Consider the following 24,073-nt stretch of genomic DNA (forward strand, 5'->3'; position numbering starts at 1 on the left):
TAGCCTAAGACTTAGAAATGTGCTTTTTGTTTAGTAATTTTACTCAGTTAATCAGAAAATAAATGCCGAAATTAATAAAGAAACTAGCAGTATTAACTTCAGGAGGAGACTCACCGGGAATGAATGCCGCTATCCGATCTGTGGTCAGGACATGTGCTTATCACAATATTCAATGTATTGGAGTTTATCGTGGATACGAGGGACTCATTGAAGGAGATTTTAAAGAAATGGATGCCCGTAGTGTTCGCGGCATCATTAATAAAGGTGGAACGATCCTCAAATCGGCTCGATCTAAAGAATTCAGAACTAAAGAAGGACGCCAAAAAGCCCATAAACATCTCATAGAAAATAATGTGGACGGGCTTGTAGTTATTGGTGGTGACGGTTCTTTTACCGGAGCTCTGATCTTTAACCAGGAGTTTGGTTTTCCTGTTATGGGAATTCCCGGAACCATTGATAATGATATTTTCGGAACGTCACATACTTTAGGTTTCGATACCGCTTTGAATACTGTGGTTGACGCCATTGATAAGATTAGGGATACAGCAAGTTCGCATAATCGTTTGTTCTTTATAGAAGTTATGGGACGAGATGCCGGACATATTGCTCTAAATACAGGTGTTGCCGGTGGAGCTGAAGAAATTCTGATTCCAGAAGAAGATTTAGGAATGGAACGCTTGGTAGACTCTCTGAACCGAAGTAGAAAAACAGGTAAAACCTCAAGTATAGTTGTTGTAGCCGAAGGGGATAAAATAGGAAAGAATATTTTTGAACTTAAAGACTACGTAGATCAAAATATGGAAGGGTACGATGTTCGTGTTTCCGTACTTGGGCACATGCAACGCGGTGGACCTCCATCTTGCTTTGATCGTGTTTTAGCAAGTCGTATGGGTGTTAAAGCAGTGGAATCATTATTAGAAGGTAAAACCAATTTTATGGTTGGTTTATTAAATAGTAAAATGGAATTAACGCCTTTGGATAAGGCAATTAAAGGAAAAACAAAAATTAATTTAGAACTTTTACGTGTCTCAGATATCATGAGCACATAACCAATTATATAATAATATGTCAAAACTAAAATTAGGAATTAACGGATTTGGAAGAATAGGTAGAATCGCTTTTAGAGTAGCGGCCTCTAGACCTGATATCGAAATAGTAGGAATTAATGATCTCTTAGATGTTGATCATTTAGCTTATTTATTAAAATATGACTCAGTTCACGGAAGATTTAATGGTACCGTTGATATTAAGAACGGTAACCTGGTAGTAAACGGTAATGAGATCAGAATTACAGCTGAGCGTAACCCTGAAGATCTTAAATGGGATGCTGTAGGTGCAGAGGTTGTGTTAGATTGTACCGGTATTTTTACCACTTTAGATAAAGCTAAAGCGCACTTAAAAGCAGGTGCTAAAAAGGTGGCTATATCAGCGCCTTCTGCGGATGCACCTATGTTTGTAATGGGTGTTAACCAGGATAAAATAACAGCAGCAGATACCATCGTATCTAATGCCTCTTGTACAACAAACTGTTTAGCGCCTTTGGCTAAAGTTATTAACGATAACTTTGGTATTATTGAAGGTTTGATGACTACAGTTCACGCTACTACAGCAACGCAAATGACTGTAGACGGACCATCTAAAAAAGATTGGCGAGGCGGTAGAAGCGCATTAGCCAATATTATTCCATCTTCAACAGGAGCAGCGAAAGCTGTTGGTAAGGTAATTCCTGAATTGAATGGAAAATTAACCGGTATGGCTTTTAGAGTACCAACCCCGGATGTTTCAGTAGTTGATTTAACGGTTAGAACTGAAAAATCAGCCTCTTGGGATGAAGTGAAGGCAGCGTTAAAAGCGGCTTCCGAAGGACCTCTTAAAGGTGTTTTAGGTTATACTGAAGAATCTGTGGTATCTCAGGATTTTGTTTCAGAATCTATGACCAGTATTTTTGATGCCGGAGCAAGTATTGCATTAAATGATAACTTCTTTAAGTTGGTGTCCTGGTACGATAATGAGTTTGGTTATTCAACGAAACTTGTTGATTTGGCTCAATACATCAGCAAAATTTAATTTTGAATTTATAACACTATAAGACTTCACATAATGAGCTTAACGTTCTTTATGTGAAGTTTTTTTTTATCTTTAAGCTATGGTTTTAATAGTAGACAGTGGATCTACCAAATCCGACTGGATCGCGGTAGATAAAAACGGAAATAAATTACTTGAGAAGATACGTACGAAGGGTCTTAACCCTGCTATTCTTTCTAAAAAAAAATTGAGTAAAATAATTCGAGAAAGCAAGGATCTGAGTGAAAATAAGGATATTGTCACCCATGTTTTTTTCTACGGAGCAGGCTGTGGTACCGAAAATGCCAAGAAATTATTAAGTGAAGTTCTCGAAGATATTTTTCCGAATGCTCATGTTGAAGTGAATGAAGATACCTTGGCAGCCGTTTTTGCCACAATAAATCACCCCAAAGAAGCGGCCGTTGTTTGTATTTTAGGAACCGGTTCTAATTGTAGTTACTGGGATGGCGAAAACTTACATCAACGTGTTAAATCTTTAGGTTATACCTTGATGGACGATGCATCTGGAAACTATTATGGAAAACAGTTGATTAGAGATTATTACTTCAACCATATGCCGGAAAATGAAAAAGTGGCTTTTGGTGCAAAATATAATATGGATGCCGACTATATTAAATATAACTTATATAAACAGCCAAGTCCGAATGCTTATTTAGCAAACTTTGCTGAATTTATGTTTTTACATAAAGATTCAGAGTATACCACGAACCTAATTAAAAAGGGGATTCGTCTTTTCGCAACTAATATGATCATGCAATATAAGGAAGAGTTAAAAACCGTCCCTGTTCATTTTGCCGGATCGATTGCATATTTTTCTCAAAATGAAATTAGGGAAGTAGCGCAGGAAATGGGTTTTAAAGTTGGTAATTTTATTAGACGTCCAATAGATGGTTTGATACCTTTCCATACAAATGATATGTAATTCGCGTATTTGAATTACTAAATGTTTTTATTTCTTCAATTATCGTCTTGATTTTCGGTAGTTTAATTGTTTTTTCAACGACATGATGTCGATCTTTTTTCATTCAAACGTAACTATTTCATTAAGTTTAATAGAAATCAAGTAGCTCTCTTAAACTTTTTATTAATATATTTACCCTGTGATATAATCACATATTAATGGCGTTTTATAGCAAAATTAAAGATAGTTTAACACCCAGATTTGTACTTTCTTTTGTTGTCTTCCTTTCAATTGTAGCGATACTCTCTCTTACCTACTTTTTTATAGACCAATCGATTGAGAGCTCTACTTTGGTGAAAATTCTTTTGGGTTTATGTGTGGTACAAATTCTCATTTTACAATACTTTTTTAAAAATCAATTAAAACATGATCTGATTAGGAAAAACCTGAATAACCGCATTGAGGACCTTAAATTCGAGCTCGATAAAGCACAAAATACGGTAGATCATAAATCGGCGTACCTAGCCAATATGAGTTATGAAATTCGTACACCACTTAGTACGGTTTTAGGAATGCTGAACATGCTTAAGGAAACGGACTTAAATGGTGATCAAATCGCTCAGGTAGAAATTGCTGAATATTCATCGAAGCATCTTTTGCAATTGGTTAATATGATAACCGATAACGCCGATATGGAAAGTGGCGATGTGACACTGAAGCTCTCTCCTATAGATTTGAAAACTGATTTAACGCGACTATTTAAGGTTTTTGAATATCAGGCCTGGGAAAACGGATTGGATTTTGAATTCAAATTCTTATCAAAAAACAAGAAGAAATATTCTTTATTAGGCGATTCAGCAAGGATTCAACAAGTATTAATCAATTTGATAAATAATGCTATTAAATTCACAAATACGGGAAAAATTTCTATTATAGTTGATGATACCGTGAATTTGGATGGCGACCAGATCGTAAGTTTCTATATCAAGGATACAGGAGTTGGTATGGGGCCGGAGGAGGTAAAAAGTGTTTTACAACCTTCAGACCATTTAAACCCTTTATTTATGGATTACCGTGGTGGAGGCATGGGGCTTTCTATTTCTTATAGTTTAGTAGAATTAATGGGTGGTGAACTTAAATTAGAAAGTAAGGAAAATGAGGGTTCCACATTTTATTTTAGTTTACAACTTAAGAAGACGTTAAACGTTAAAGAGGAATCGAGCCAGATCCAACCGATTTTAAGAGAGAACATTCATGTTTTGATAGCTGAAGATAATCTTACCAATCAAAAGGTAATTAAGTTCTTATTAGAGCAATTAGGAGCGGAGTGTACTTTTGCTCGTAACGGATTACAGGCGGTGCGACTTTATGAAAAAGAGGACTTTGATATCATTTTTATGGATATTTATATGCCTGACATGAATGGTTACATGGCAACCAGAGCCATCAAAGAGACTGCAAAATACCTCAAAAAAAACACTCCGATTGTTGCCGTTTCCGCAAGTGCCTTTGAAGAAGATATTACAAATGCCAAAGAAGCAGGAATTGATGATTTTATTGCAAAACCAATTGATGTAAATAGGCTTAAAGAACTGCTTGAGAATTACGCTCCAAAAACCTCAATAATACATTAAGATTTTACAGCAATAACACTAATTTCCACATTTACATTTTTGGGTAATTTTGCTACCTGAACGGTTTCTCTAGCCGGAGCGGTAGATTCATCAAAATAACTTCCATATACACTATTTATCTCTCCAAAATCATCCATATTGGCTATAAATATTGTAGCTTTTACAACGTGACAAAATGCCATATCTGCAGCTTTTAAAACAGCTTCGAGATTCTCCATAACCTGTGTTGTCTCAGCTTTTATGTTGTGCGTTATCAAGCTATTGTTAGTTGGATCAATGGCGATCTGACCGGAAGTGTATAAGGTATTTCCGCTTAAGATAGCCTGATTATATGGGCCGATGGGTTGCGGTGCGTCAGAGGTAGTAATAATCGTTTTCATTTACTTAAAAAATTAATTGCTGAATTTATAGTTGAATGTCCGGTTGTTTACGTTTCTCGTACTTAAGATCTTTCAACATACTGGACTTAATTCCAATAAAGAAATTCCAGGAACTTCTGGAGCTAAATGGTACCCAACTAAAATTCATACGCCAACTTAAAAGATCACGCTCAAAACGCAATTGCGTAAAGGTAAATCCGGCGTTTTTCAGATCGTAACCGGAGGAGCCTCCAACTGACCATTTATCGGAAAGTTGTATATCACCGGAGAACATGATAGAATGCGAAGATATTTCATTTTGCCTACGGCTATTGGAATAATTTACGGCGTAAGCCACGCGAATACTCCAGGGCACTTTATAATTATATAATTGACTATCATTTTCGCTTTTTTCTTTCTCGTCGTCGCCCTCTAAATTACGCCTGGTAAAATCCTCTGATACACCTAAAAGGTCATCGGCGCGACCACCATTCCTCACATTTTGCTCAATACCGGCCTTATTTCTATCATTGGCACCACTCTTTTTACTCGAGAACGACCAACTGGCATTTAAATTTGCTCCGGTGAGTCGGAACAAACTTCCACCGTTTTTGATATTGAGTTTATCGATTCGGTTATTTTGGCTGTCCAAAGCATAGGGGTCCAAAGTAGCTGCGAAGTTAATATTCAGTTTGTTCTTGAATAGGGTGGTACCACCATTCATTCTTACCGGGCTTAGTTTCAACGAATCACCGGCTAAATTATAGGAGGTTGAAAAATTTAAATTGTTTAATAATTTGATCTTTTTAGGTTCTGTAGCCGTACTATCTTTATCTCTTACCTTAGCTTCAATATTGTTCGATAACGACAATCCGATATTACTTGAAAAGCTTTGAGAAGGAGTTCCAAAAGCACCTTGTTCAAAACGCGTGTATGTACCATATTGCCTATTGATATCCTCTTGGGTTTGGCCATCAGCTGTAATAATTTCAACACCATCGTAATATTTATCGAAGGCCGGATTGATGTTATAGCTTATAGATGGTCTCATAACATGCCTTATGGCTTTTATCTTGCGATCTTTTCCTTCTTTTTCAAAATTGAACATTCCATATAGGGTTGTTCCAATACTGGTGCTGAAATTGTAGGTTCTAAAGGCATCAAAACCGTTTACATTTTCAGTAACGAATTGCCGACTAACTTCATCGTAATATTTTTTTATGGTTTTAAGTGTCCAAACCTCCTGGTAATTGGTACTCGCACTAACACTAAAATGCTTAAAAAGTTTGAAGTTTGTTGTTAACGGAATACTATGAGACATGCCGGTTTTTGCATCGTCGAACATGGCGCTTGTGAAAAATAAGGAGTCCGTGGTCTGAATGCGATTCTCCGCTCTTAAATTGTATTGAAAGTTAATATTTTGAATGATACCCTTTTTTGATCCATTTTTGGGAGCAAACGGATAAATTCTACTAACACTGGCCTGCAGTGTTGGTAAGGTCATGTTAATTTGCTGGGTATTGGTATTTTGTGAATGGGTAGCTGTAACACTTAAATTTACCTGTGGTTCACCCATAAAGGTCTTTGAATACGAAACAGAGGATGACAGCGTGTTATTCAAAAAGGCTCCTGTATTTATCTGATTCAATGAGTTTCGATAATAGGTACTACTTCCTAAGTTCACCGAAGCAGAAAACCTGGAATTCGGACTTGCTTTAGCATCCTGGCTGTGAGACCACTGAATATTATAAATTGTTGATTTGGAATAATCCGGAAAACCACGCTCACTGGTAATAAGGCTTTCATAACGCAAGCCAACATTTCCTGTAAATTTATAACGCTTTCTATAGGTGCTTTGCGTGCGTAAACCATAACTTCCGTTAGTATAGTAATCTCCCAGAACAGAAAGATCTACATAGTCATTGATAGCAAAATAATAGCCGCCATTTTGCAGAAAATAACCCCGGTCATTCTGTTCTCCAAAACTTGGTATAAGCACTCCGGATGTATGCTTTTCAGATTGTGGAAAAAATCCAAAAGGTAAACCAACCGGCGTTGGAACATCATAAATAAAAAGATTCGTTAAACCGGTTACAATCTTCTTACCAGGAACCACTTTAGCCTTTCTGAGTTTAAAGTAATATTCGGGATCATCAAGATTTTTTGAGGTTGTGTATTTAGCATCTTTTATAAAATAAACCGAATCATTCTCTTTTTTAGTTTCCTTAGCAATAACGGTTCCTTCGCCTTGTGCGGTTTGAGAATTATAGATTAAGGCTTTCTTGGTTTTTGTATTGAATACTATGGAATCAGGTTCTACTTTGTTGTTACCCTGAGTAAAAACAGGTTTTTGGGTGTAGCCCTCAATGGAATCTGTTATCCCTTTAGCATAAACAGTGTTCTTCGTATAATCAATTACGATATTTCCAGCCGTAATATTCATGTCGCCATAATCTATTTTGGCATCATTATACAAATACATTTTATGAGCTTTTCTGTCGAACGTTGTGTAATCCTTAGCATGATAGACTACATTATTTTCTAAAAAGACCTTTTTTGGAGCTATGGAGTCTTTAAGCGTAGAATCCTGTTCTTTAACGTTTGTAGCAGGGTTTATAAGGCTATCTCCAATAACCAGAGTCGTATCTCGCGTGGTTTGGATAATAGGCTCGCTTTTGGGAATGGTTTTTCCTTTGGTAGGTAATTCTTGGGCCAAGCCTAACATGTTAATAAACACTGTAAAACTTAGAGTAAAAAGTATTTTAATGTTGTTTGTATGCAACGCTTTTAAATGTATTTTTGTAAAAGTATGGCTCGGTTTTTGAAATGCCAAAATTACATATATTTTTCTGGGTATGTTTTATAATTCCAATTAAAAATTGCAATTTAAAATAAACCGGATCAATGGTCGTTAAAACGGTAACATCTCGTTCAATTCTTAAATCTTAAAGAGAAAATCAATAGTTTTTCATGAAAACGAAGCATATAGTACTTTTCGTATTTTTAGTAGGGTTTTTATCACTAAGCTCATTCCATAAATTTGAAAATGAAAAGGTTCAGTACAGTAAAGATAAATTTGTTGTTGTCCTGGATGCAGGTCACGGAGGAAAAGATCCTGGCAAGCCCTCAAAATATGGTTACAAGGAAAAGGATATAGCTCTAAAAATAGCACTTGATGTTGGTGAACAATTAGAGAAAAATCCAAATATAAAAGTCATTTACACAAGAAAAACAGATACTTTTATTGAATTACGCGACCGACCTAAAATTGCAAACAAAGCCAAAGCAGACCTGTTCGTTTCGATCCATTGTAATGCTCACTACAGCCAGGCCTACGGGACGGAAACCTATGTGATGGGCGTTGGAAATACACAGCGTAACTTTGAGGTAGCCAAGGCGGAGAATGAGGTAATCTTTCTTGAAGATAATTATCAAGATAAATACTCGGGCTTTAATCCGAATTCACCGGAATCCTTACTCGGATTTTCTGTTGTAACTGAAGAGTATACGGATCAGAGTATATTGTTGGCCAGCTTGATAGAGAAGAACTTTTCACAAATGTATCAACGTAAAAGCCGCGGTGTAAAACAGGCTAGTTTGTGGGTTATTCATCAAACGGCAATGCCAAGTGTACTAATTGAAACAGGTTTTGTAACTAACAAAACGGAGGGCGCTTATTTAAATTCTTCTAAAGGACAAAATCAAACGGCAACGGCTATTACGAAAGCTATTTTAGAGTACCGAGATCAGTTGAGTAGCGGTTATACAACGGAATATGCAATTACTGAACATGACAATTCTAGTACAACGACCTCAGGAAATGACAGTCCCATTGTATATAAAATCCAAATCGCAGCGAGTTCCAGAGCGCTTGAACCCAAACCCTATAATTTTAATGGTTTGGATCATGTAACTCGTGAAAAGGAAGGAAATCTTTATAAATATTTTTACGGCGAGACCTCGAATTACGATATGACCAAAGATCTTGAAAACGAGGTGAAAAAGAAAGGGTATACCAGTAGTTTCGTGGTGGCATTTAAGGATGGAAAGAAAATTAGTCTTACAGAGGCACTAAAAACCGCGGCAAATTAAAAGGTTCTTCCTATATTTACTTTAAATTTGTTAATCTAAAGTTCAATTAATTTGAAAATATCTAAAGAAGTAAAAACCTCAGTATTAGTTATTGCTGGTATCGTTTTATTCATATTTGGTTTTAATTATCTCAAAGGGAAAAACCTTTTAAATTCTTCAAGAACGTATTATACCGTTTATGACAATGTTGAAGGTTTGGAGTCTTCAACCCCAATTACCATCAATGGTCTTCGTGTTGGAAAAGTAATATCAATTGGATTTAAAGGTGATGGATCAGCCCATTTGCTTGTGGAGTTTACCGTGGATAGCGATTTTGAATTTTCAAAAAATAGCAAAGCGGAATTATATGAAACCGGCCTCATAGGAGGGAAGGCTATTGCAGTTGTTCCGGCTTTTGATGGAGCGCCTAAGGCAGAGTCCGGTGCTACTTTAGAAGGTACCATTAAACCAGGTTTAAGTGAACTGGTGAATCAACGATTAACACCCCTTCAAGAAAAAGTTGAAAAAGTTACAACTAGCGTGAATACAGCTTTTACGAATTTGAATGATGTTTTTGATGAAGAAGCCAAAGCTAAAATGAGAAAAAGCATCGAGGATTTAGATGGTGTTTTGATAAGTTTCAAACGAACTTCAGATAACCTAAATAACATGCTCGGTGATAAGGAAAGTAATCTCAATAAATCGCTGGCCAATGTTGAACATCTTAGTAGTAATCTTTCAAAAGTATCTGATTCTCTCGCACAGGCGAATCTAAAATCAACTATAAATGACCTTCAATCAACATTAAATAACCTTAATACCATGATTGCCGGAATTAATGAGGGCAATGGTACCATGGGAAAATTAATGAATGATGATTCCCTCTACGATAATCTGGAAGGCGCTACAAGACAATTAGAAGAATTACTTCAAGATCTGAAATTGAATCCTAAGCGTTACGTACATTTTTCTGTATTCGGAAAAAAAGCAAAACAGTACGACGCAGAAGGCAATGAAATTAAAGATAAGCAAGACTAAAAATGGATTTTGTTTCTCAAATATTATTTGTGATCGTACTCATTTTGGGTGTCGGTTATTTCACGAAAAACGTAAAAAAATTACGTCGAAATATTAAGTTAGGGCACGATGTTGATGTCAGCGATAACAAAGCAGAACGCTGGAAAAACATGACGATGATCGCTTTGGGTCAGACCAAAATGGTGCGTCGACCCATTGCAGGTATTTTACACGTTATTGTTTACCTCGGGTTTATCATTATCAATATTGAAGTCCTGGAGATTATTATCGACGGTATTTTCGGAACGCATCGCATTGGATTGCATGTGCTACCTGAATCATTTTATGGTTTTCTAATAGGTGTTTTTGAGATTTTGGCTGTGCTTGTGTTTGTATCGGTTATTGTTTTCTGGTTGCGTCGGAATGCTTTAAAAATCAAGCGTTTTTGGAGTAAGGAAATGACTAGATGGCCTAAGAATGACGCCAATTATATTTTATATTTTGAAATGGTTCTAATGGGATTATTTTTGGTAATGAATGCTACCGATCCTACCTTACAACAAGCCAATACCGGAAATATATTTAGTCAGTTTATAGCGCCATGGTTTTCCGGACTTCCGGAAACAACAATTCATTTTATAGAACGCAGTGCCTGGTGGCTTCACATCGTTGGGATCCTGATTTTCTTGAACTATCTGTATTTTTCAAAGCATTTACACATACTTCTTGCATTTCCTAATACCTATTACGGTCGTTTAACACCTAAAGGACAGTTCAATAATTTGGAATCTGTTACGAATGAGGTTAAAATGATGATGGATCCGAACGCAGATCCGTTCGCTGCACCTGCCGAAGGAGCAGAAGATGATGTTCCTGCAAAGTTCGGTGCCAGTGATGTGCAAGATCTTAATTGGTTACAATTACTTAATGCTTACACGTGTACAGAATGCGGTAGATGCACCAGCGAGTGCCCGGCGAACCAAACAGGGAAAAAATTATCACCTCGTAAGATCATGATGGACACTAGAGATCGGCTGGAAGAGGTAGGAAAAAATATCGATGCTAATGATGGCGAATTTAAACCTGACGGAAAACAACTTCTCGATGATTATATCAGCAGAGAGGAACTTTGGGCATGTACTTCCTGTAACGCCTGTGTTGAGGCTTGCCCGCTAAGTATTGATCCGCTTTCAATCATTATTGAAATGCGACGTTATTTAGTTATGGAACAATCGGCTGCTCCCATGGAATTAAACAATATGATGACCAATATTGAAAATAATGGAGCGCCCTGGCCATACAATCAAATGGATAGATTAAATTGGAAAAACGAATAAATAAGTATACATGAGCGAAGCACTAAAAGTACCTACAATGGCCGAATATATGGCTCAAGGCAAACAACCTGAAGTTTTATTCTGGGTTGGCTGTGCCGGTAGTTTTGATGACCGAGCAAAAAAAATAACAAAAGCCTTTGTAAAACTCCTGAATAAAGCCGGGGTAGATTTTGCAGTTTTAGGTACAGAAGAAAGTTGTACCGGTGATCCGGCAAAACGCGCTGGAAATGAGTTTTTATTCCAGATGCAGGCCATGACCAATATTGAAGTTTTGAATGGCTATGAAATTAAAAAAATAGTAACGGCTTGTCCACATTGCTTTAATACCTTAAAGAATGAATATCCTGAATTAGGCGGAAATTATGAGGTGATGCATCATACTCAGTTTTTAAAGTCCTTACTTTATGATGGGCGTCTCAGTATCGAAGGAGGTCAGTATAAAGGTAAGCGAATTACATTTCACGACCCTTGTTATCTGGGGCGCGCCAATAATGTTTATGAAGCACCACGCGACCTGATCCAAAAACTGGAAGCAGAGTTGGTGGAAATGAAAAACTGTAAACGAAATGGGCTTTGTTGTGGTGCCGGAGGAGCGCAAATGTTCAAGGATGCTGAAAAAGGTGATAAGGAGGTTAATATTGAGCGTACTGAACAAGCGCTGGATGTAAAACCTGAAATTATCGCAGCCGGTTGTCCATTTTGTAACACCATGATGACCGATGGTATTAAGGCTAAAGAAAAAGAAGGCGCGATTGCCGTTATGGATGTTGCTGAGCTTATTGCGAATGCTCAGGATCTGTAATCCATTAATTTAATTTTAATCGATTTATTCCCTAAAATAAAATGTTAGTAGATTTTGAAAGTTTACCCGATGAATCTCGAGTTTGGATCTATCAGGCGAATCGTTCCTTCACAGAGGAAGAACTTAATGAAATATCTCAAAAACTAGATACTTTTATAACTCAATGGACGGCCCACGGAGCTGATCTTCAGGCAGGCTATACCATTGAATACAAGCGTTTCATTATAATTGCCCTGGATCAGAACAGGAATGCTGCCACCGGATGTTCTATTGATGCTTCTGTGCATTTTATACAGCAATTAGAGCAGGAATATGTTGTAGATCTTATGGATAAAATGAATGTGTCCTACAAGCAGGGTGAGTTCGTTGCTTATAAATCGCTAATTGATTTTAAACAAATGGCCAAAGACAAAGCGGTTTCTAAGAACACCATTGTTTTCAATAATCTTGTAACTAACAAAGCAGAATTTAAAGAGAATTGGGAAGTGCCTGCTTCAGAGAGCTGGCACAGTAGGTTTATCAAATAACGCCGTCGTTGCGTTTTTAATTTTGAAAAAACTTTTATTTCTCAAACAGAATAATCAATTTTACATCTTTTTAGAGCTGAAAAGGCAAAAAATATGGCCACCGAGATTTTCTTACTAAATATATCAGGACAAGATAAACCAGGTTTAACTTCGAGTTTAACAGGAGTTTTGGCGGCATATGAAGCTAAAATTCTCGATATTGGCCAGGCCAACATTCATGACACCTTGTCTCTAGGTATTTTATTCGAAATTCAATCTGGAAAAAAATCGGCTGCGGTTTTAAAGGATTTACTCTTTAAGGCTTATGAATTGAACATTAAAGCGAAATTCACACCGATTTCTTCCGATGATTACGAGCATTGGGTAGGCTTACAAGGTAAAAATCGCTATATCGTTACCATTTTAGGTAAGAAATTAGCAGCGCAACAAATCTCTGAAGTGACCAAGATCATTTCTGATAAAAATCTCAATATAGATTCGATCAAACGTTTAACCGGACGTTTATCTTTAATTAAAGAGGAAGAATATCCAAGAGCTTCCATTCAACTATCTATTCGTGGTAAAATTGACGATAAGACCGAATTTACAGAGAAGTTCATGCAGATCTCAAGTGAATTGGATGTTGATATTGCATTTCAAGAAGATAATATTTACCGAAGAAACAGACGTTTGGTATGTTTCGATATGGATTCAACGCTAATTCAAACGGAAGTTATTGATGAATTAGCAGAATTAGCTGGTGTAGGTCCTGAGGTTAAAGAAATCACCGAACTAGCCATGCAGGGTGAGATCGATTTTAAAGAGAGCTTTACGCGTCGCATGAAATTGCTTAAAGGTTTGAAAGAAGAAGTTTTACACGATGTTGCCGTGCGTCTTCCTATTACTAAAGGGGCTCGCAGACTTATCGATACATTAAGAACTTACGGATTCAAAACGGCAATTCTTTCCGGGGGATTCTCTTTTTTTGGAGAGTACCTTCAAAAGGAATTAGGAATCGATTATGTTTATGCTAATCGACTCGAGATAAAAGACGGTGTATTAACCGGAGGTTATATAGGCGATATTGTTGACGGTAATAAGAAAGCTGAGTATCTTAAAGAGATAGCTAAAAAAGAAGGAATTCACATCAGTCAGACGATCGCAGTTGGTGATGGAGCAAATGATCTGGCCATGTTAAATCTAGCCGGATTAGGCATTGCTTTTCACGCTAAACCAAAGGTTAAAAAGAATGCCCAGAGCTCAATTTCTAGTATTGGTTTAGATGGGGTTTTATATTTGTTGGGGTATCACGATAGGCATATCGATCTTCTGGAATAAATCATCCCATTATTGTTTAATAACTTCGTTATAAAACTATCTTAAAGTCTTTTCATCTTTTTCTTAAATGTAGTACTTTGGCACGGTTATTACTGTTCCCCAGTACAACAATAAATAACAAAAATAATCCTTTATATGCGCCACATCTTTTTCTTGTTACTTACACTAATAACATTTAGAATAAGTTACGCTCAGAATGTCTCCGATCCATTAAGGTCTGAAGATGTTTTAGCACAAGAAAAATGGGTGGATTCTGTTTACAATTCATTAAGTCTCGAAGAAAAAGTAGGGCAGTTGTACATGGTACAGGTCATGTCCGATCAGGATCAACAAACAAAAAATCAAGTTATCAATACGATCAGGAAGTATCATATTGGTGGCATTATATATTCGAAAGGTGGTCCGGTGCGTCAGGCGAAACTTAACAATGAATTACAGGCGCTTTCAAAAACTCCATTATTAATTGGCATGGATGCGGAATGGGGACTTAGTATGCGTTTAGATTCAACCTTTGTTTTTCCCTGGAATATGACCCTAGGAGCCATTCAAAATAACGAACTCATTGAGCAGGTAGGAAAACATATTGGTGAACATTGCAAGCGTTTGGGGGTTCATTTTAATTTTGCGCCGGTGGTAGATATTAACACGAACCCGGACAATCCCATAATAGGAAATCGCTCTTTTGGGGAGGATAAAATTAATGTTACCGAAAAAGCTTTAGCTTTTATGAAGGGCATGCAAAGTGCCGGAGTTTTAGCTTGTGCCAAGCATTTTCCCGGACACGGCGACACAGATCAGGATTCTCATAAAACCTTGCCAACGGTAAGTTTCGATGAAAAGCGTATCGATTCCGTTGAATTATATCCATACAAATCTTTGATTAAAAATGGGCTTTCCAGTGTTATGGTAGCACACTTGAATGTTCCTGCTCTGGAGCCCAGAGAAGGTTACCCTTCATCATTGTCTAAACATATCGTTTCTGATATTCTAAAGGTACAACTTGGTTTTAACGGCCTTATTTTTACAGATGCCTTAACCATGAAAGGGGCTTCCAACTTTAATGAGACCGGAGATATTGATCTGGCTGCATTCTTGGCTGGGAATGATGTGATGTTAATGTCGGAAGATGTAGGTATAGGAATTTCAAAAATTGTCGAGGCGTATAAGAACAATATAATCACTGAAGATCGTTTGTCTCATTCCGTAAAAAAGATTCTGGAAGCGAAGTATAAAGCTGGCTTAGCGGATTATTCACCCATTAATGTGAATGATTTAGTTTCTGATCTAAATCGCATTGATGATCAGGTTCTAAATGAAGATCTTATTGAAAAAGCGATCACGATTGTAAAAAACAAAAATGATCTCCTTCCTATTCGAAATTTGGAGACCAAAAAAATAGCCTATGTGAATTTGGGTGATGACTCAGGATCTGACTTTTTAAATGAATTGAAAAAGTATACCAAGGTGAACGAGGTAAAAAACCCTCATTCGGATAATACACTTCTGGGTTACAATACCGTTATTGTTGGTTTACACCGCTCTGATGAGTCGCCCTGGAAACCTTACAAATTTACTAAAGAAGAGCTTACTTGGCTAAATGATATTTCAAAAGATCATGCCGTTATTCTGGATGTTTTTGTGAAGCCATATGCTTTGAGCGAATTGAAGAATTCTGAAAATATTGAATCCATTGTGGTAAGCTATCAGAATAGTAAAATAGCTCAGGAGAAATCAGCTCAACTCATTTTTGGAGCTATTGCTGCCCAGGGGAAATTACCGGTTTCTGCTAGACCAGAATTTCCTGTAGGAACAGGCATTACAACCTTTAACTTAAAACGTTTAGGCTATACCATTCCTGAGCGGGAAGGGATGAGTTCAGAACGACTGAACAAAATCGATTCCGTCGCACAACGTGCTGTGGATTTAAAAATGACACCCGGAATTCAACTATTGGTAGCACGCCATGGAAAAGTGATTTACAATAAAAACTTTGGAAGCCATACATATAACGGAAAGAATAAGGTAAAAGACGATGATATTTATGATGTGGCCTCACTAACCAAAATTTTGTCCACACTTCCTTTATTAATGGAGTTAGAGGAGAAAGGTATTGTTTCGCTTGATGAAACATTGGCGCAATTATCACCGTATTATAAAGGTTCTAACAAGGCCAATATTACCCTTAAACAAATGTTATCGCATTATGCACGCCTGCGTCCCTGGGAGCCATTTTATTATCACACCTTGAACCCGGATACAAAGCGGCCAAGCGCAAAATATTACCGCACAGAACGAAGTCCGAAATTCAATGTTGAAGTAGCAAAAAATCTTTACCTGCGCTCCGATTATCCGGATTCCATTCAAAAGATCATAAAGGATTCAGACTTACTTCCAACGCTGAGATATCGTTACAGTGATTTTCCATATTATATTTTGAAGAAATACATCGAGGGCCATTATAATAAGGGTCTGGATGAATTGATTCAAGAACATTTTTACCAATCCCTTGGTGCAAATCACACCACCTACAATCCATATCATACGGTAAGTGATAACAAAATTGTGCCCGCTGAAATAGATGATTATTTTCGATATCAGGAAGTTCACGGTTACGTTCATGATATGGGCGCTGCCATGGAAAACGGAGTAGGAGGCCATGCCGGTATATTTAGTAATGCCAATGATGTGGCTAAAATCATGCAAATGTACCTTCAAAAAGGATTTTATGGAGGAAAACGGTTTTTAAAACCGGAAACAATTGATAAATTTAATACCTGTTATTATTGCTCTGAAGATAACCGTCGCGGTGTGGGCTTTGATAAACCTCAATTAGAAGGTGAAGGACCTACTTGCGGCTGTGTATCCTTAACCAGTTTCGGACATTCCGGATTTACGGGTACTTATGCCTGGGCCGATCCTGATGCTGATATTGTTTATGTGTTCATGGCAAATAGAACGTATCCTAAAGCCGGGAAAAATACGTTACTGCGCGAGAACGTTCGAACCGATATTCAAGAGCTTATTTATGAGGCTATTGATGATTAAAAGCTAAATAAGGCTTTGGTTGAAATAAAAAATTTAAACTGCTGAAAAAGAAATGAAAATAGGAATTGTATGTTACCCAACCTTCGGTGGAAGTGGCGTAGTAGCCACAGAACTGGGTCTGGAATTATCCAAACGGGGTCATGAAATTCATTTTATAACCTACAGCCAACCTGTGAGGTTAGAATTATTAAGTAACCATGTTCATTACCATGAAGTGAATGTACCGGAATATCCTTTGTTCCATTATCAACCTTATGAGTTGGCACTATCCAGTAAACTTGTGGATATGGTTAAATTACATCAGATCGATATTTTACACGTGCATTATGCCATTCCGCATGCTTATGCTGCTTATATGGCCAAAAAAATGTTGCTTGAAGAAGGTATTCATGTTCCTATCGTAACCACGTTGCATGGTACAGATATTACCTTGGTAGGAAGTCATCCATTCTACAAACCTGCGGTGACCTTCAGTATCAACAAATCAGATTCGGTTACGGCGGTATCTCAGAGCTTGAAGGATGATACTTTACGTCTTTTCAATATTAAAAATGATATTCATGTTGTGCCGAACTTTATTGATCTGGAAAAATATAAATTTTCATTTACCGACTGTCAAAGAGCTATGATGGCTGAAGAAAATGAAAAAATAATTACGCATGTTAGTAATTTACGACCGGTAAAACGAGTATTGGATGTTATCCGAATATTTAATAATATCCAAAAGGAAATTCCGGCTAAATTAATGTTGATTGGTGAAGGGCCTGAACGGGAAAAAATTGTAGCCTTATGTAAGAAACTGAATATTTACGATAAAGTTGTTTTTCTTGGGAAAAGTAATGAGATCGACAAGATCCTATGTTTTAGCGATCTATTCTTATTGCCATCTCAAACGGAAAGTTTTGGTCTTGCAGCATTAGAAGCTATGGCTTCTGGCGTACCGGTAATTTCTAGTAATACAGGAGGGATACCCGAAGTTAATGAGCAAGGGTATTCCGGATTTTTGAGTAATGTTGGAGATATTGCCGAAATGACCAAAAATGCCTTGTATATATTAAAAAGCGAAGAACGTTTAAAAACCTTTAAAGCTCAGGCAAGACAGCAGGCTCAAAAGTTTAACGTGCACAAAATTGTTCCGATTTACGAAAAAATTTACCAAGATACTTTGGAGAAATGTTTGATCTCCTAATGAGATAAAAAAAAGCGCCCAAGAGGCGCTTTTTTTATGTATTGAAATACTTTCTATTAGAATCTGTAACGGATACCTAATGCAATATCAAAATCTAAATTGTCATTGTAGTTACCAAAAGCAAATTCTGGTCTGGCATCCAATGATATTTGTAGTGGGATATCAAAATTATATTCTATACCGATGTCACCAGCTCCAAAAATAAAGGTTTCGCTACCGTTATAGCCTGGAAAATCAGGTTTATAATCATATGAGGCTACTCCTCCACCAACACCGGCATACCAGTTAAAGTTACCGTCTAATAACCATACCCATTGGTATAATCCGGCTAAGCTGAAGCCATCAAAATTATTGTCGGAACGGAGTCCCAGGTCTAATTCTAAACGGTTGTTCATGCCCAATGCTCTTTGATAAGACACCTCAGCACCAAAGCCGTTTCCGTCGCCTAAACGTAGTCCAAGGGCATTAGGAGAAATTTCCTGAGCCTGAGCAGTATAAGCAAAGGCAACTAATAAAAAGGTAATAAAAATTGATTTCTTCATAAATTAAAATGTTTTGGTTTACTACTATATACGAGCCTTTCGCAAAAAAAGACCATATAATTTTTATTCATTTGGTTTAAACAAAAATAAGACCAAAATTGTAATTATCTTTATCCTTCAAAAAAAATAGTAGAATTTTCTTCATTATATGTCCTTAGAAAATCGCTTAGATATATTAAAATCGCATCTTACAGGCGAATTGCTTTTTGATGATCTCACAAAATCACTTTACGCCACAGATGCTTCGGTGTATCGCATGTTACCGCTTGCAGTCGCTTATCCAAAGAACAAGGCGGATATTAAGGTTTTAATTGCTTTTGCTCAAAAGAACAATACCAGTTTAATTCCACGCACAGCAGGAACCTCATTAGCAGGTCAGTGTGTTGGAGAAGGCATTGTTGTTGATGTTTCACGATATTTTACTGAGATCCTTGATTTTGATACAGAAGCTAAGACCATAACGGTTCAACCAGGAGTTGTACGCGATAGCCTGAATTCATATTTAAGACCGCATGGTTTATTTTTCGGACCGAATACATCCACTTCCAATCGTTGTATGATGGGAGGGATGGTAGGAAATAATTCCTCCGGAACAACCTCAATTCAATATGGCGTTACCCGAGATAAAATAATCCAGTTAAAAACAATTCTAAGTGATGGTTCAGAGGCTGTTTTCCATAAAGTTTCGAGGGAAACTTTTCAACAAAAAACAAAAGAAAACAACTTAGAGGGTAAAATTTACAATACCATTTATAATGCTCTAAAATCAGAAACGGTTCAAAAGAGAATCATTGATAATTTTCCAAAACAATCCATTCACAGACGTAATACCGGATATGCCGTCGATGCTTTAATTAATTCGAACACCTTTAAAACGGCTGCGGAAGATTTTAATATGTGCCAGTTATTAGCAGGAAGTGAGGGTACTCTGGCTTTTACCACTGAAATTACGCTACAATTAGACGATCTGCCTCCGCAACACACCATCATGGTACCATTTCATTTTAATACCATTGAAAGTTGTCTGCAGGCTGTTGTTCCTGCAATGAAGCATCATTTGTACACCTGTGAAATGATGGATAAAACCATTTTAGATTGTACAAAAAACAACCGAACGCAACAGGCTAACCGTCAATTTCTGGAGGGAGACCCAAAAGCGATCTTAATGTGCGAGGTGCGCGCAGAATCCGCGGAAGCGGTGGAACTGCTGGCTGAGAAATTAATAAAATCCGTTATGGCTTCCGGATGGAGTTATGCTGCCCCAATCCTTCGAGGAGAAGAAATCAATAAAGCTGTTGAGCTTCGAAAAGCGGGTTTAGGACTATTGGGGAACATTATTGGTGATAAAAAAGCTGTGGCTTGTATTGAGGATACAGCTGTGGATCTTGAAGATCTGTCATCATATATCTCGGAATTTAGTGCTCTAATGAACTCCTTTGATCAGGATGCTGTGTATTATGCTCATGCCGGTGCAGGCGAGTTGCATCTTCGACCCATACTTAATTTGAAAAAATCAAATGATGTTGCTTTATTCAAGGATATAACAACTTCAGTTGCCAAACTCGTGAAGAAATACCGTGGTTCCATGAGCGGTGAACATGGTGATGGCATTGTGCGATCTAGTTATATTCCTATGATGATCGGTGAGGAGAATTATCAACTTTTAAAGCACATAAAATCAACATTCGATCCTCATAATATTTTTAATCCCGGTAAGATCGTAGATGCTTTACCCATGGACAAAAATTTGAGATATGACCCTGACCGTATTGAACCTCAAGTTGAAACCTTAATGGATTTTTCAGCTTCAGAAGGTATTTTGCGTGAGGCGGAAAAATGTAATGGTTCCGGTGATTGTAGAAAATTACCTGAGTTCGGTGGTACCATGTGCCCAAGTTACCGAGCCACTAAAAATGAAAAAGATACTACGCGGGCCAGAGCAAATGCGTTAAGAGAGTTTTTAACACATTCGAATAAAACCAATGCTTTTGATCACGAAGAATTAAAAGAAGTATTTGACCTTTGCTTAAGTTGTAAGGCTTGTGCCAGCGAATGCCCGAGTAGTGTGGATGTAGCCAGTTTAAAGGCGGAATTTCAATATCAGTATCAGAAAGCTCATGGTGTTTCTTTGAGAACCCAATTGTTTGCTTACAATGATACGATCAATAGATTCGGTGGCTGGATACCCGGAATAACAAATGCCTTGTATTCCAATAAAGTTACAGGCCACATATTGAAGTCTCTTGCAGGTATTGCCAAAGAGCGATCATTACCATTGGTGTCGAAAAGCACATTGCATAGTTGGTTTGAAAGCTTCAATAACTCAAAGTCACAAAAACTCTATATTAAAACGGTTTACCTCTTTAATGATGAATTTACCAATCGTTTGGACACGAATATAGGTATCGATACCATTGAATTATTGGAGGCTCTTAATTATGAGGTCAAATTAATAGACCATACTGAATCCGGACGAAGTTTTATTTCCAAAGGGTTATTAAAACAGGCAAAAAAGTGTGCCAACACTAATGTAGCTGCCTTTAAGAATCTAGTTTCTGAAAACACCCCATTAATTGGTATTGAACCTTCCGCAATTTTAAGTTTTCGAGATGATTATTTAAAGTTGGCCGATGATCTGGAAGGCGCAAAATATCTGGCTAAAAACACCTTTTTGGTTGAAGAGTTTTTGGAAGCTGAAATTAAAAAAGGAAATATAAAACCGGAACAATTCACTAATGAAGTGAAAACGATCAAGTTTCATGGCCATTGCCATCAAAAAGCAATCAGTTCTGTAATGCCTAGTTTTTCTATTTTGAATTTACCTCAAAATTATAAGGTAACAGTAATACCGAGTGGTTGCTGTGGTATGGCGGGAAGTTTTGGTTACGAAAAAGAACATTACGAGGTTAGCATGACTATTGGTGAACAAACCTTATTTCCGGCCATTCGAAAAGCGAAAAATGAGGTTGTTATTTCTGCTAATGGAACGAGTTGCAGACATCAAATAAACGACGGTACCGGGAAAAAGGCATTTCACCCTATATCTATTCTTAGAGCGGCATTACGTCACCCCTAAAGCTTAATCTACCTTTTCCTTTTTAGGCTTTTTGGCAGCTTGCTCAACGATGGTTATAGCCGCTATAAGATCTTGCATATCGAAGTTATCTTCTTGTTCGTTAACGCTGAATGGCGCTAATTTATCTTCGTTATAATGGTATATTTTCCAACGTTTGAATTGGTATTCCAAAGCTGTGAAATTTTCGATCCAATCCCCTGAATTCAAATACATGGTTTTGCCATTCTTGGTTTCTATAAGCTCCATTTTAGGTTGATGAATATGTCCGCAAACCACATAATCATAGCCCTGTTCAATAGCCAAATGCGCTATTTCTCTTTCGTAGTCCTTGATAAATTTAATAGCACTTTTTACGCTGTTTTTTATTTTTTTAGATAAGGAAAAGCGTTCTCTACCTAATTTATGGGTAACCCAATTGATGTACCGGTTAAGAACGGTTAACAAGTCGTAACCATAACCGCCTAATTTAGCAAGCCATTTTGCGTGTTGAATTGAAAAATCGAAAACATCTCCATGGAAAAACCAGGCTTTTTTGCCATCAAGTTCTAAAACTATTTTATTTACGATTGAAATATTTCCAACCTCCGTGCCGTCAAATTTTCGAAAAACTTCATCGTGATTTCCGGTGATATAAATAATTTTAACGCCGTTAGCAGCCATATCAATTATTTTCTTTATCACTTTCAAATGGGATTTAGGAAAGTAACGTTTATTGAAATGCCAGGCATCAATAATATCGCCATTCAAGATCAAGGTTTTTGGGGCAATACTGTTGAGATATGTAAGTAAAGCTTTGGCCTGACATCCATAGGTTCCCAAATGCACATCAGAAATAACAGCCAGTTCTATTTTTCTCTTAATAGTCAATTCTTCGATTTATTTACGGTACAAATAACCTCATTATATATTACGTAATGATTATGTAATAATTATTTATATATCAGTTTTTTGTTAACTTATTGTTATGCAAGGCTATTCAATGGTACAAATTTTAATTTAAAACTAAGGTTTGATTCCTTAATTTGTTCTGAATCTTTATCATGGAATTTTAAAGGGTTGAATTCGAAAAAAGCTTTATTTTAGCAAAAAATTATAGTATGGCAGGAAATTGTTTCGGTAAACTTTTTAATCTTACAACTTACGGTGAATCTCATGGTCCGGCATTGGGCGGAGTTATTGATGGTTGCCCTCCGGGAATTTCTTTAGACCTCGAAGAAATTCAAAATGAATTAAATCGAAGAAAACCGGGACAATCTAAAATTGTAACGCAACGAAAGGAGCCTGATACTGTAGAATTTCATTCCGGAATTTTTGAAGGTGTAACAACAGGAACACCTATAGGTTTTGTGATCAAGAATACTAATCAAAAGTCTAAGGATTATAGCCATATTAAGGATTCTTATCGTCCAAGCCATGCCGATTATACTTATGACAAAAAATATGGCCTTCGTGATTATCGTGGAGGTGGGCGCAGTTCGGCGAGGGAAACTGCTTGTCGGGTAGTGGCAGGCGCTATTGCAAAGCAAGTTTTAAAAGACATAAAAATTACAGCCTACGTATCACGTGTGGGTACTATGGGACTCGATAAACCTTACGAAGAATTGGATCTTACTCTGGTAGAATCGAATATTGTGCGTTGTCCTGATACCGAAATGGCTAAGAAAATGGAGGATTATATTAAAGAAGTACGAAGTAAGGGAGATACCGTTGGTGGTGTGGTTAGTTGCGTTATTCAAAATGTTCCTGCAGGACTTGGTGAACCTGTCTTCGATAAACTTCATGCCGAATTAGGAAAAGCCATGTTGTCAATTAACGCAGTAAAGGGCTTTGAATATGGAAGTGGATTCCATGGAAGCACAATGTATGGCAGCGATCATAATGATGCTTTTAATACCGACGGCACAACCAAAACCAATTTTTCAGGTGGTATTCAGGGTGGCATAAGTAACGGTATGGACATTTACTTTAATGTGGCGTTTAAGCCCGTAGCTACGCTCATTCAGGAATATCAAACTATTGATAAAGAAGGAAAGGTTGTTAAAATGCAAGGCAAAGGACGTCATGATCCTTGCGTTGTTCCTCGTGCAGTGCCTATTGTAGAAGCCATGGCTGCTCTGGTGATTACCGATTTTTATCTGCTAAACAAAATTTATCAATAGGAGGAGGATCTT

Annotated in this window: 18 protein-coding genes; 14 read left to right on the forward strand and 4 right to left on the reverse strand. The window is 37.1% G+C overall.

The window, feature by feature from the left end; translation table 11 throughout:
* The first annotated feature begins 62 nt into the window (after positions 1-62).
* The 4 genes from pfkA to ABD682_RS11330 all read left to right on the forward strand — a co-directional run bounded on the left by pfkA (position 63) and on the right by ABD682_RS11330 (position 4,620).
* On the forward strand, positions 63-1,049 hold the full coding sequence (gene pfkA, locus ABD682_RS11315; RefSeq protein WP_344741480.1) for a 6-phosphofructokinase: 987 nt from the start codon (positions 63-65) through the stop codon (positions 1,047-1,049).
* Positions 1,050-1,065: 16 nt separating this feature from the next.
* Positions 1,066-2,067 carry a type I glyceraldehyde-3-phosphate dehydrogenase gene (gap, locus tag ABD682_RS11320; RefSeq protein ID WP_344741481.1) on the forward strand — a complete coding sequence of 334 codons (1,002 nt, stop codon included), beginning with the start codon at positions 1,066-1,068 and terminating at the stop codon, positions 2,065-2,067.
* 79 nt (positions 2,068-2,146) lie between these two features.
* Positions 2,147-3,007, forward strand: a complete 861-nt coding sequence (locus ABD682_RS11325; protein ID WP_344741482.1) for an N-acetylglucosamine kinase — start codon at positions 2,147-2,149, stop codon at positions 3,005-3,007.
* Positions 3,008-3,204: 197 nt separating this feature from the next.
* Positions 3,205-4,620: a response regulator gene (locus ABD682_RS11330; RefSeq protein ID WP_344741483.1), complete on the forward strand. Its 1,416-nt coding sequence runs from the start codon at positions 3,205-3,207 to the stop codon at positions 4,618-4,620.
* On the opposite strand, the gene ABD682_RS11335 is transcribed toward ABD682_RS11330, so the two are convergent.
* On the reverse strand, positions 4,617-5,000 hold the full coding sequence (locus tag ABD682_RS11335) for a Rid family detoxifying hydrolase (RefSeq protein ID WP_344741484.1): 384 nt from the start codon (positions 4,998-5,000) through the stop codon (positions 4,617-4,619). The two genes, ABD682_RS11330 and ABD682_RS11335, sit on opposite strands and share 4 nt — an antisense overlap.
* A gap of 25 nt (positions 5,001-5,025) precedes the next feature.
* Positions 5,026-7,812: a putative LPS assembly protein LptD gene (locus tag ABD682_RS11340; RefSeq protein ID WP_344741485.1), complete on the reverse strand. Its 2,787-nt coding sequence runs from the start codon at positions 7,810-7,812 to the stop codon at positions 5,026-5,028.
* Between the two features lie 137 nt (positions 7,813-7,949).
* On the opposite strand from ABD682_RS11340, the gene ABD682_RS11345 reads away from it, so the two are divergent.
* The 8 genes from ABD682_RS11345 (at position 7,950) to bshA (ending at position 18,284) form a co-directional block, all read left to right on the forward strand.
* Positions 7,950-9,071 (forward strand): N-acetylmuramoyl-L-alanine amidase family protein, encoded by a 1,122-nt coding sequence (locus ABD682_RS11345; RefSeq protein ID WP_344741487.1) that lies wholly within the window; start codon positions 7,950-7,952, stop codon positions 9,069-9,071.
* Between the two features lie 51 nt (positions 9,072-9,122).
* Positions 9,123-10,088 carry an MlaD family protein gene (locus tag ABD682_RS11350; protein WP_344741489.1) on the forward strand — a complete coding sequence of 322 codons (966 nt, stop codon included), beginning with the start codon at positions 9,123-9,125 and terminating at the stop codon, positions 10,086-10,088.
* A 2-nt stretch (positions 10,089-10,090) separates the two neighbouring features.
* A complete protein-coding gene (locus ABD682_RS11355) occupies positions 10,091-11,404 on the forward strand; it encodes a 4Fe-4S dicluster domain-containing protein (protein WP_344741490.1) in 1,314 nt (437 codons plus the stop codon).
* A gap of 10 nt (positions 11,405-11,414) precedes the next feature.
* Positions 11,415-12,206 (forward strand): (Fe-S)-binding protein, encoded by a 792-nt coding sequence (locus ABD682_RS11360; RefSeq protein ID WP_344741491.1) that lies wholly within the window; start codon positions 11,415-11,417, stop codon positions 12,204-12,206.
* Between the two features lie 41 nt (positions 12,207-12,247).
* Positions 12,248-12,733 carry an ABC transporter ATPase gene (locus tag ABD682_RS11365; RefSeq protein ID WP_344741492.1) on the forward strand — a complete coding sequence of 162 codons (486 nt, stop codon included), beginning with the start codon at positions 12,248-12,250 and terminating at the stop codon, positions 12,731-12,733.
* 93 nt (positions 12,734-12,826) lie between these two features.
* On the forward strand, positions 12,827-14,050 hold the full coding sequence (gene serB, locus ABD682_RS11370; RefSeq protein ID WP_344741493.1) for a phosphoserine phosphatase SerB: 1,224 nt from the start codon (positions 12,827-12,829) through the stop codon (positions 14,048-14,050).
* A gap of 135 nt (positions 14,051-14,185) precedes the next feature.
* Positions 14,186-17,095 carry a serine hydrolase domain-containing protein gene (locus ABD682_RS11375; RefSeq protein ID WP_344741494.1) on the forward strand — a complete coding sequence of 970 codons (2,910 nt, stop codon included), beginning with the start codon at positions 14,186-14,188 and terminating at the stop codon, positions 17,093-17,095.
* Positions 17,096-17,147: 52 nt separating this feature from the next.
* The gene (gene bshA, locus ABD682_RS11380; RefSeq protein ID WP_344741495.1) at positions 17,148-18,284 is read left to right on the forward strand and encodes an N-acetyl-alpha-D-glucosaminyl L-malate synthase BshA; all 1,137 of its coding nucleotides are present in this window, start codon (positions 17,148-17,150) and stop codon (positions 18,282-18,284) included.
* A gap of 56 nt (positions 18,285-18,340) precedes the next feature.
* Here the strand turns inward: bshA and ABD682_RS11385 are convergent, their stop codons facing one another.
* Positions 18,341-18,826: a hypothetical protein gene (locus tag ABD682_RS11385; protein ID WP_344741496.1), complete on the reverse strand. Its 486-nt coding sequence runs from the start codon at positions 18,824-18,826 to the stop codon at positions 18,341-18,343.
* A gap of 148 nt (positions 18,827-18,974) precedes the next feature.
* Between ABD682_RS11385 and ABD682_RS11390 the strand changes: the two genes are divergently transcribed.
* Positions 18,975-21,902 (forward strand): FAD-binding and (Fe-S)-binding domain-containing protein, encoded by a 2,928-nt coding sequence (locus ABD682_RS11390; protein ID WP_344741498.1) that lies wholly within the window; start codon positions 18,975-18,977, stop codon positions 21,900-21,902.
* 3 nt (positions 21,903-21,905) lie between these two features.
* Here the strand turns inward: ABD682_RS11390 and ABD682_RS11395 are convergent, their stop codons facing one another.
* The gene (locus ABD682_RS11395; protein WP_344741500.1) at positions 21,906-22,769 is read right to left on the reverse strand and encodes a UDP-2,3-diacylglucosamine diphosphatase; all 864 of its coding nucleotides are present in this window, start codon (positions 22,767-22,769) and stop codon (positions 21,906-21,908) included.
* Between the two features lie 230 nt (positions 22,770-22,999).
* Here ABD682_RS11395 and aroC point away from each other — a divergent pair, with 230 nt between their 5' ends.
* A complete protein-coding gene (gene aroC, locus ABD682_RS11400) occupies positions 23,000-24,061 on the forward strand; it encodes a chorismate synthase (RefSeq protein WP_344741502.1) in 1,062 nt (353 codons plus the stop codon).
* Positions 24,062-24,073: the final 12 nt, after the last annotated feature.

It is taken from the genome of Gaetbulibacter aestuarii, from assembly GCF_039537665.1.
Classification (GTDB): Bacteria; Bacteroidota; Bacteroidia; order Flavobacteriales; family Flavobacteriaceae; genus Gaetbulibacter_A; species Gaetbulibacter_A aestuarii.

What these genes read in the sequence shown, in the direction of transcription:
- ABD682_RS11335 (WP_344741484.1), bottom strand. Translation starts at nt 5,000, where the DNA reads ATGAAAACGATTATTACTACCTCTGACGCACCGCAACCCATCGGCCCA.
- serB (WP_344741493.1), top strand. Translation starts at nt 12,827, where the DNA reads ATGGCCACCGAGATTTTCTTACTAAATATATCAGGACAAGATAAACCA.
- ABD682_RS11365 (WP_344741492.1), top strand. Translation starts at nt 12,248, where the DNA reads ATGTTAGTAGATTTTGAAAGTTTACCCGATGAATCTCGAGTTTGGATC.
- ABD682_RS11330 (WP_344741483.1), top strand. Translation starts at nt 3,205, where the DNA reads ATGGCGTTTTATAGCAAAATTAAAGATAGTTTAACACCCAGATTTGTA.
- pfkA (WP_344741480.1), top strand. Translation starts at nt 63, where the DNA reads ATGCCGAAATTAATAAAGAAACTAGCAGTATTAACTTCAGGAGGAGAC.
- ABD682_RS11385 (WP_344741496.1), bottom strand. Translation starts at nt 18,826, where the DNA reads ATGAAGAAATCAATTTTTATTACCTTTTTATTAGTTGCCTTTGCTTAT.
- ABD682_RS11355 (WP_344741490.1), top strand. Translation starts at nt 10,091, where the DNA reads ATGGATTTTGTTTCTCAAATATTATTTGTGATCGTACTCATTTTGGGT.
- ABD682_RS11360 (WP_344741491.1), top strand. Translation starts at nt 11,415, where the DNA reads ATGAGCGAAGCACTAAAAGTACCTACAATGGCCGAATATATGGCTCAA.
- aroC (WP_344741502.1), top strand. Translation starts at nt 23,000, where the DNA reads ATGGCAGGAAATTGTTTCGGTAAACTTTTTAATCTTACAACTTACGGT.
- ABD682_RS11345 (WP_344741487.1), top strand. Translation starts at nt 7,950, where the DNA reads ATGAAAACGAAGCATATAGTACTTTTCGTATTTTTAGTAGGGTTTTTA.
- ABD682_RS11375 (WP_344741494.1), top strand. Translation starts at nt 14,186, where the DNA reads ATGCGCCACATCTTTTTCTTGTTACTTACACTAATAACATTTAGAATA.
- bshA (WP_344741495.1), top strand. Translation starts at nt 17,148, where the DNA reads ATGAAAATAGGAATTGTATGTTACCCAACCTTCGGTGGAAGTGGCGTA.
- ABD682_RS11325 (WP_344741482.1), top strand. Translation starts at nt 2,147, where the DNA reads ATGGTTTTAATAGTAGACAGTGGATCTACCAAATCCGACTGGATCGCG.
- ABD682_RS11390 (WP_344741498.1), top strand. Translation starts at nt 18,975, where the DNA reads ATGTCCTTAGAAAATCGCTTAGATATATTAAAATCGCATCTTACAGGC.
- gap (WP_344741481.1), top strand. Translation starts at nt 1,066, where the DNA reads ATGTCAAAACTAAAATTAGGAATTAACGGATTTGGAAGAATAGGTAGA.